Here is an 8,082-nt window from a genome sequence, read left to right as displayed (position 1 = left end):
TTTTCTTTTATCAATGTATCTATATTTTAAAGGAAAACGGAGCTGAATGAAATCCGAAGATTTCATCCAACTCCGTTTATTATTGGGGACTTATGTCACAGCCCCCTTTTTTTCGTATAATTGGTGTCATTTTGCGTCTCTAATATAGTGAGGAGGTAAAAAATGAACCCAAGTCAATATATTAAACGCTTATTAAACCATGCGATTCAACAGAAGACAACTGACATATATATTCTTCCTTTAGGAGATCGGTATACGGTTATCTTTAATGGACGTGAAAACAAACAGATCGATAGTTTAAAAGTCAATGAAGCTGAACAATTAATATCATATTTAAAGTTTCAAGCTAATATGTCTATGAGTGAGCATCGACGTCCACAAGCTGGTACTTTACACCGATTTTTATTTAATAGCAAAATTGACCTTAGATTATCAACTGTTGGTGATTATTTATGCCGAGAATCAATGGTTCTTCGAATAATCTATCGACTGAATCATAACAACTATCAACTCGTTGCACCGCAACAATGGTCTCAACTATTAAAACTGATTCAAGGACAAGGATTAGTTTTATTTTCCGGGCCAATGGGTTCTGGGAAAACGACAACTATGTATCGATTATTAAGGGAAGAGTGCTCCAATCAAGTTGTATTAACGATTGAGGACCCGGTAGAGATTGAAGAGCCATCTTTCTTGCAACTTCAAGTTAACGTTCAAGCACAGATGAATTATCAAAATTTGATAAAACTTGGCTTACGACATCGTCCGCAAGTGTTTATTATTGGGGAAATTCGTGATTACGAAACAGCCCAGGCAGCGATTGAAGCTGCGTTGAGCGGCCATTTAGTATTAAGCACAATTCACGCAAAAAGTGCTAGTGGTGTCGTATCGCGTTTAAAACAATTAGGAATTGCAGATTATTATATTGATCAAGCGCTGTTAGGGGCTTGTTATCAGAGGTTATTACCTTTAAAAAACGATGATTTTGCAGTTCTTTTTGATATTAAGGAGCATGATGAATTATTGATGCAAAATGAAAATGGTGTTGGAAGTGAATGGCATGAATTACTTTTTAAAGCAGTTAAAGAGCAAAAAATTTCTAAAGAGATATTCTATAAATTTGAAAAAGGATAATTTCAAATTAGTTGACCAACAAAAATGGTTTAGTCTGGTAGTTGAACTTCTCGAATCAGGATTTTCTTTAAAAGAAGCAGTCCTATTTTCTCAAACAATTTATCCAAAAATGCAACCAATTTTGAAAGATATTAATACTAAAATGGCGCTGGGATATTCGTTTGCGGATGCAATCCGCTCTTGGGTGGCAGTGGATACGTATTATCAAATGTCATTAGCAGAACAGCATGGTCAACTATTGATGACTTTGCATTATTTTAGTGACTACATTCAAGTACGCTTACAACAAACCAAAAAATTAAAGCACTTATTAGAATATCCGTTAATTTTGATTTGCTTGCTAGGCATGATTGTATGCATGATAGTTTTCTTCGTATTACCGCAATTAAACAGCATTGAGAGCTCCTATCATGAAAAAATATTGAGTAATATTGTTTAGCCCGTGGCGTGGGTCTCGAGCTCAATTGTCACAATCCTTTTATATAAAGTTTATTATTTTAAACGTAAGCCAACTATTTGCCAAATTCGGCAACTATGTCGTTTGCCAATTATTGGTAAAATTTATTGCGATTATTATGGTTACTATTTTTGTAGTAATTTGTCGTTACTTCTATTAGAAGGATTATCATTGCAGAAAATAATTAAAATGTGCCACACATTTGATCGGGAGGCACTTCTTTATCAAATTGGTCAGGAGTTGGATGGGCAATTAACCAATGGGGTCACAAGCCTCAACGACTATATTCATAATGAAATATTTATTCCAAATGAATTATCGATCCTAATTAGACAAGGGCAAAGTATTGGCCATTTGGGGAAACAAGTGCAATCACTGGGGAATCATTTATTTAAGCGAATGGTAATTAAATGTGAACAGAAAATGGTTCTGGTTCAACCATTAATCTATTTAATAATTGCTTCCGTAATTTTAGGGCTCTATTTAAAAATTTTAATGCCTATATATCAAACAGTGCAGGTGATGAAATGAAGAAAAAAAGAGATGGATTTACACTTTTGGAAATGGCAATTGTGCTTTTCATAATCAGCTTATTAATTTTAATAATTATTCCAAATTTAACGAAACAGCGTCACAATGTAAATAGCATTCATCAACGCGCAATGGTTAACGTTATTCAAACACAGGCAGACTTATTTGAGAATGAAACGGGATATCCAGCTAGTAATTTAGAGCAGTTATATGACAAACAGTATTTAACTAGTTCACAATTAAAAGCGGCTGAAAAAAATCATATTGAGATTAATCATGGTCAGGTTAGGAAAAATTGAAACGAAGTGCATTTACAATGGTCGAAATGGTCATTGCGTTAGGAATTATCAGTTTTATGTTAGTACTGGTCATCCCTAAGTCAACGAGAACTTTTCAAGAGTGGCAGCAAAAACAATTCTGGAATGAATTAAAACAAGAATGGCAATTATCCCAGGTAAGATCGCAAAATCATGGGGGAAATTACTGATATTTCGTATGATCAACAGGATAGGGCGATTATTTTTTGCTCTAAAAATAATCAAAGAAGGATAAATGTACCGCATTCAATTCGGGTAAGAGAAATCAAACCAAGAACAATGCTATCGAATGGCTATATTCAGCCAGCAACTTGGAGTTTTATTGACGTATTGAATCATGAAGAACTAGATTTAAAAATCCAAATGGCAGGTGGAGGATATCGAGTTGAGAAAAAGAGGATTTATTCTGAGTGAGCATTTGATAGGCTTAACAATTGTTATAATTGGTGCATTGTTTTTTCTTTCGACATTGAAAGGATTTGTGGTGAACAAAAATAAAATGGAAGAAAAATTGATTGCATCAAGGATTTGTTGTGAATATGAACGAAGCAATCATTGGACACGTAAAGTGGGATATCAACTAAAAATTATCCCTCATGGTTTAGTCGTTTTCCATCATGGAAATGAGGTTTTGAGGATTAAAGAGGAAAATGCGTGAAGGATTTACAATTATTGAATGTATCTTTTCTTTGATGGTGAAGGCGATGACAATATTATTAATACAATTAGTATTACCCAGTGCCCTGCATTTACAAAACGATTCTTTGAAAAATAATACTGATTGGTATTTGTTTATTGAAAGACTGGAGGATCCCCGTTGTCATTTTCAAATTTCCAAAGTGAAAAATAATCAGTTAATTCTAAGTGACCGTAATAATGAAGAATATCAAATTGAAAGTGGTAAACATGCAGTTTTTATTAGGTCCGTTCACGGTGGCTATTTACCGATTTTGACGAACTATCATCCTGGCAGTATCAAATACCACCAATTAAACAGTCGAAATGTGTATGTTACAGCAAAAATGCTAGATGGTGAGGAAAAAGATGCAATTGTTAGCTTTGCGGAGTACAGGTAGTGCAATTGTAATGGCAATGATGACATTATTAATTTTAAGTTGCACTGCAGTATGGATTAATCAGTATTTACAGCGACAAGTCATTATTAATAATGACTTATCTAATCAATTTATCGCAGAAGCAATGGTGAAAATGGCATCTGATGGGAATGCCAAGTTTAATTTAGGAAAAGTGAGTCGTGTTTCAAATGATGAGTGGAGTGTAGAACTTCACTCTGGCAAACATGTTAGAGTTAAGGGATGATTCAACTTGAATTTCCTCTTATTAGTATGTAAACTTAAATTTGTGAGTTTATTATTAAAAAGGGGGTAGAGTTTTGGTGCATAAAACCCCAGAACAGTTATTTGAACAGTTTAATCAGGCAATTGAATTAATTCATACTGACCTAGCATGTTCATATTTAGATGCTTATCTGGAGAATGCTGAAAACCTTGTTGATAATAATCACGTTCGAGTTGAAGACGGACTACCAAAGCCTGAAACTGTAAAAAAATTACAAGATTTATACGAGAAACTTGATATCCAGCATCAAGATAAGGAGACAATTCGTCGACTTCTTCAATTATGCTTGTTGAAAGTTATGAGTAAAGATGCAATTCAGGCTAATCATCAAATGACACCCGACACAATTGGAATGTTGATTGCTTATTTAATTGGACAAATTGTACCATTAAATAAGCCGTACAAGATTTTTGATCCAGTAGTTGGAACAGGTAATTTACTGACAAAGGTAATGAATGATTTGACAAAAATTAGTCATCAAACTGTTGAAGCGTATGGCATTGATAATGATGATTCAATGTTAGCGGCTGCAAGTGTTAGTGTTGATTTACAGCAGTTGCCAGTACAGTTGCTTCATCAAGACTCCATTACCAACTTAGATATTCCACAAAGTGATTTGGCAGTAGCTGATTTACCGATTGGTTATTACCCATTGGATGATAATGTTAAAAATTATCAAACAAAGTCAGAGAAGGGTCATTCATATGTACATCATTTGCTGATTGAGCAAACGATGAATTATATTGTTCCTGGTGGGTTTGCCTTTTTTGTTGTTCCAAGTAATCTTTTTGAAACGAAGGAATCGGAATCATTTGTAAAATGGATACAGTCCGTTGCATATATGCAAGGATTTATTAATTTACCAAGTGATATGTTTAGCAATACTGCATCACAGAAATCCATTTTAATATTACAAAATCATGGTGCGAATGCAAAGCAAGCTAAACAGGTTCTATTAGGAAGCTTTCCTTCTTTGAAAAATGAAAAGGAATTTCGCAAATTTTTAGCACAAATTAACCTATGGGTTAAGACTAGTTTGAAAAGTTAGATTTAAATAAGGAGATTAACAATGGCAAAAACAATTGCAGTAAATGCAGGTAGTTCAACAGTTAAATTTAAGTTATTTGATATGCCTAGTGAAGATGTTGTTGCGGAAGGACTAATTGAACGGATTGGTCTTGAACAAGGTCATGCTAAGATTAAATATGGCGATGGCCAAGTTCATGAAGATGATCGTAAATTCGCTGATCACGGAGAAGCTGTTCAATACTTATTAGATCAATTAACTGATTTAAAGATTGTCAAAAGTTATGATGAAATTACGGCTGTTGGTCACCGAATTGTGGCTGGTGGGGAATTCTTTAAGGATTCTGCAGTAATTGATGATGATGTCATGAAGAAGATTGATGAATTATCAGAATATGCTCCTCTTCATAACCCAGCTGAGCTTGAAGGGATTAAGGCTTTTAAGAAGGTTTTACCTGATGCTTTTGCAGTAGCAGTATTTGATACATCATTCCACTCAGATATGCCAAAGATGAATGCTCTATACAGTGTTCCTTATGAATGGTATGAAAAGTATGGTGCTAGACGTTATGGTGCTCACGGAACTAGTCACCGGTATGTTGCAAGTCGTGCAGCTAAATTATTAGGCAAGCCACTTAGTGAATTGAAGTTAATTACTTGTCACTTAGGAGCCGGTGCATCTATTACAGCCATTAAAAATGGTAAGTCATTTGACACCTCAATGGGATTTTCTCCTCTTGCAGGAATTACCATGGCTACCCGGTCTGGAGACGTGGACCCATCATTAGTTAACTTTATGGAACATAAGCTTCACATTGATAGTGATCAAATGATTGATATTCTTAATCATAAGTCAGGATTACTTGGTATTTCTGGCGTATCCAGTGATATGCGTGATGTACAAAAAGCAGCTGAAGAAGGGAACCAACGAGCACAATTGGCCTTAGACATTGATGAAAATACTGTTGTTAAGTACATTGGTTCTTATTTAGCTGAAATGAATGGTGCGGATGCCATTGTATTTACTGCCGGCGTTGGGGAAAATGATAAAGATTTCCGTCAAACAATTGCTGATCGTCTGTCATCATTTGGTGTAGGAGTTGATCCTAAGAAGAACGATGTTCGTGGAGTTGAACGGGATATTTCATCTGATGATGCAAAAATTAAGGTATTTTTAATTCCTACTAATGAAGAATTAATGATTGTTCATGACATTGAACGATTAAAGAAACAGTCTAAATAAAGAAAAGGTCAGTGTAAGCTGACCTTTTTTTGATTAGGAGTGTGATTACGATGATGTATGTTGTGTCTGATACACATTTTTTTGATAAAAATTTATTGGGTGTTGATCAATTTGCACCACGCCCCTTTAAAAATGTTAGTGAAATGAATGCAACAATTGTGAACAATTGGAATGAGCGGGTCAATGAAGATGATTTGGTATTTCATCTAGGGGACATTGCAGTTAACTACACTAAGCCACCGCGCTTGGGAGATGAACAGGTGTACCAAATTTTACAGGAATTGCATGGTAGGTTAATATTGATAAAGGGTAACCATGATCGACGTGATTTATTTAAATATTTGGCTAATCATAACTATAAGATTAATGACAAACCAAAGTTTGAATTTCATGATGTTGGAAAGTTGATTAAGTATAATCATCAACAACTGTATATGACACATTATCCAATGATGCTTGGTATAGCACCGCAGATATTAAATCTACATGGTCATATTCATCACTATATGGTGCCAAATGAAAGCAATATTAACGTGGGGATTGATGCTCCAGAATTAGATTTGTTGAAAAGACGACCAAAATTTGGAGCCCCGATTCTTTTACGAGAAGTAGACGAAATTGCACAAAAGAAGCAAGTATTACTTCAAAAAGCAAAAAAAGATGGAGAAACAAATTAATGAATCGTGCAAAAATACAAGATTATATCGATCAGAGAGTGGAAGAGCGAAGAGGAACGTTTCGGTCACGAATGGTTGATGATACTCACTTGGAAATTAATAAACATGTGTATGAAATTGTTTTTGACAAAAACAATGCTTTTAATTTGGATAGTTTTACCGATCGTTTTAGTATGATTTTGAGTAAATATAACTATATTGTCGGTGATTGGGGTTATGGACAGTTAAGATTGCGAGGTTTTTATGATAAAGATAATCCCTTATTTAAGCCTGACCAAGGTGTTGACACAATTCAAGATTATTTGTACGAAGAATGTAATTTTGGGTGTAACTATTTTATTTTGCATAATCTTGAAGTAAACATTCCAAAACAGGGTCGTCGAAAACGATATCGTCGTCCAGAAATTAAAGAGAAAAAAAGAAAAATAGCGGAGCCCTCATTAAGACGTCGACATAATCAAGAAGTGAGAAGGGTTCGTCATAATAAGAAACCACACTTTGTGATTAAGAAACGAGGGAATCAATCATGAAAAATTATGATGCTTATTTTATTGATTTAGATGGTACTACTTACAAGGGGAAAAAACGTATTCCGGCTGCTGCGCGTTTTATTAAACGATTGCAGGATCATCATAAAAAAGTGATTTTTGTAACTAATAATAGTACTCGTTCTCCACAATTTGTGGCTCAAAACTTACGTGACAATCACAACATTAATATACAATCTGATAATGTTTATACCACAGCATTAGCGACCGCTGATTATTTGAATCAAAATGCTGTCGTTAATAAACGTCGTGTATATGTGATCGGTGAAAGCGGACTGAAAGATGCTTTAAAGATGGCTGGTTTTACGCTTGTCAATGATCATCCTGATTTTGTGGTTGTTGGTTTAGATACACAAGTGACATATCAAAAGTTTGAAAATGCTGTTCTAGCAATAAGGAATGGAGCAACCTTTATTGGTACGAATGCAGATAGTAATTTACCTAATGAAAAAGGAATGGTTCCGGGGGCAGGATCCTTGGTTGAATTAGTCAGTTATGCCACTCAAAAAAAGCCAGTTATGATTGGTAAACCTGAGAAAATAATTATGGAGATGGCGTTGAAAAGGTATCATTTATCAAGAAATCAAGTTATTATGGTTGGAGATAACTATCATACTGATATTTCGGCAGGTATTAATGTTGGAATGGATACGCTACTGGTATATACGGGATTGTCAACAAAGGACGATATTAAAGGTGTGCAAATAAAACCAACGTATGAGGTTGATTCTCTTGATGAATGGAAAGTTAATAAATAAAACAATTGATTCTATAGGTTCAATTATTACAG

At 34.6% G+C, this 8,082-nt stretch carries 14 protein-coding genes; all 14 read left to right on the top strand.

Features of this window, described 5'->3' with window-relative positions; all coding sequences use genetic code 11:
* Window positions 1–162 precede the first annotated feature (162 nt).
* Window positions 163–1,134, top strand: coding sequence for a competence type IV pilus ATPase ComGA (comGA, locus tag H5975_RS06565; protein ID WP_204785378.1), 972 nt, complete (start codon window positions 163–165; stop codon window positions 1,132–1,134).
* On the top strand, window positions 1,121–1,573 hold the full coding sequence (locus H5975_RS06560) for a type II secretion system F family protein (protein ID WP_204785377.1): 453 nt from the start codon (window positions 1,121–1,123) through the stop codon (window positions 1,571–1,573). The genes comGA and H5975_RS06560 overlap by 14 nt, the downstream gene beginning before the upstream one ends.
* 3 nt (window positions 1,574–1,576) lie before the next feature.
* Entirely contained in the window at window positions 1,577–2,122 is a 546-nt protein-coding gene (locus H5975_RS06555) for a type II secretion system F family protein (RefSeq protein ID WP_342590536.1), read from the top strand.
* Window positions 2,119–2,421: a competence type IV pilus major pilin ComGC gene (comGC, locus tag H5975_RS06550; protein ID WP_204785375.1), complete on the top strand. Its 303-nt coding sequence runs from the start codon at window positions 2,119–2,121 to the stop codon at window positions 2,419–2,421. The genes H5975_RS06555 and comGC overlap by 4 nt, the downstream gene beginning before the upstream one ends.
* Complete coding sequence (locus tag H5975_RS06545) at window positions 2,418–2,609, top strand: type II secretion system protein (protein ID WP_204785374.1); 192 nt, start codon at window positions 2,418–2,420, stop codon at window positions 2,607–2,609. The genes comGC and H5975_RS06545 overlap by 4 nt, the downstream gene beginning before the upstream one ends.
* Window positions 2,593–2,853 (top strand): hypothetical protein, encoded by a 261-nt coding sequence (locus H5975_RS06540; RefSeq protein WP_204785373.1) that lies wholly within the window; start codon window positions 2,593–2,595, stop codon window positions 2,851–2,853. The genes H5975_RS06545 and H5975_RS06540 overlap by 17 nt, the downstream gene beginning before the upstream one ends.
* Window positions 2,825–3,097 carry a type II secretion system protein gene (locus H5975_RS06535; protein ID WP_204785372.1) on the top strand — a complete coding sequence of 91 codons (273 nt, stop codon included), beginning with the start codon at window positions 2,825–2,827 and terminating at the stop codon, window positions 3,095–3,097. The genes H5975_RS06540 and H5975_RS06535 overlap by 29 nt, the downstream gene beginning before the upstream one ends.
* Complete coding sequence (locus H5975_RS06530; protein WP_204785371.1) at window positions 3,090–3,515, top strand: competence type IV pilus minor pilin ComGF; 426 nt, start codon at window positions 3,090–3,092, stop codon at window positions 3,513–3,515. Before H5975_RS06535 ends, H5975_RS06530 begins: the two co-directional genes overlap by 8 nt.
* Window positions 3,484–3,759 (top strand): hypothetical protein, encoded by a 276-nt coding sequence (locus H5975_RS06525; protein ID WP_204785370.1) that lies wholly within the window; start codon window positions 3,484–3,486, stop codon window positions 3,757–3,759. The genes H5975_RS06530 and H5975_RS06525 overlap by 32 nt, the downstream gene beginning before the upstream one ends.
* Before the next feature lie 76 nt (window positions 3,760–3,835).
* Window positions 3,836–4,846: an N-6 DNA methylase gene (locus tag H5975_RS06520; RefSeq protein WP_204785379.1), complete on the top strand. Its 1,011-nt coding sequence runs from the start codon at window positions 3,836–3,838 to the stop codon at window positions 4,844–4,846.
* A 21-nt stretch (window positions 4,847–4,867) separates the two neighbouring features.
* Entirely contained in the window at window positions 4,868–6,067 is a 1,200-nt protein-coding gene (locus H5975_RS06515) for an acetate/propionate family kinase (protein ID WP_178659666.1), read from the top strand.
* A gap of 50 nt (window positions 6,068–6,117) precedes the next feature.
* Window positions 6,118–6,744: a metallophosphoesterase gene (locus H5975_RS06510; protein WP_204785369.1), complete on the top strand. Its 627-nt coding sequence runs from the start codon at window positions 6,118–6,120 to the stop codon at window positions 6,742–6,744.
* Window positions 6,744–7,274: a YutD family protein gene (locus H5975_RS06505; RefSeq protein WP_204785368.1), complete on the top strand. Its 531-nt coding sequence runs from the start codon at window positions 6,744–6,746 to the stop codon at window positions 7,272–7,274. The genes H5975_RS06510 and H5975_RS06505 overlap by 1 nt, the downstream gene beginning before the upstream one ends.
* Window positions 7,271–8,050 (top strand): TIGR01457 family HAD-type hydrolase, encoded by a 780-nt coding sequence (locus tag H5975_RS06500; protein WP_204785367.1) that lies wholly within the window; start codon window positions 7,271–7,273, stop codon window positions 8,048–8,050. The genes H5975_RS06505 and H5975_RS06500 overlap by 4 nt, the downstream gene beginning before the upstream one ends.
* Window positions 8,051–8,082 lie beyond the last annotated feature (32 nt).

It is taken from the genome of Limosilactobacillus coleohominis (genome assembly GCF_016901675.1).
In the GTDB taxonomy this organism is placed as follows: Bacteria; Bacillota; Bacilli; order Lactobacillales; family Lactobacillaceae; genus Limosilactobacillus; species Limosilactobacillus intestinavium.
This window is presented reverse-complemented; position numbering and strand designations above follow the sequence as displayed.

Coding starts and splice junctions, on each gene's coding strand:
- H5975_RS06540 (WP_204785373.1), top strand. CDS start 2,593: ATGGGGGAAATTACTGATATTTCGTATGATCAACAGGATAGGGCGATT.
- H5975_RS06510 (WP_204785369.1), top strand. CDS start 6,118: ATGATGTATGTTGTGTCTGATACACATTTTTTTGATAAAAATTTATTG.
- comGC (WP_204785375.1), top strand. CDS start 2,119: ATGAAGAAAAAAAGAGATGGATTTACACTTTTGGAAATGGCAATTGTG.
- H5975_RS06530 (WP_204785371.1), top strand. CDS start 3,090: ATGCGTGAAGGATTTACAATTATTGAATGTATCTTTTCTTTGATGGTG.
- H5975_RS06515 (WP_178659666.1), top strand. CDS start 4,868: ATGGCAAAAACAATTGCAGTAAATGCAGGTAGTTCAACAGTTAAATTT.
- comGA (WP_204785378.1), top strand. CDS start 163: ATGAACCCAAGTCAATATATTAAACGCTTATTAAACCATGCGATTCAA.
- H5975_RS06525 (WP_204785370.1), top strand. CDS start 3,484: ATGCAATTGTTAGCTTTGCGGAGTACAGGTAGTGCAATTGTAATGGCA.
- H5975_RS06505 (WP_204785368.1), top strand. CDS start 6,744: ATGAATCGTGCAAAAATACAAGATTATATCGATCAGAGAGTGGAAGAG.
- H5975_RS06500 (WP_204785367.1), top strand. CDS start 7,271: ATGAAAAATTATGATGCTTATTTTATTGATTTAGATGGTACTACTTAC.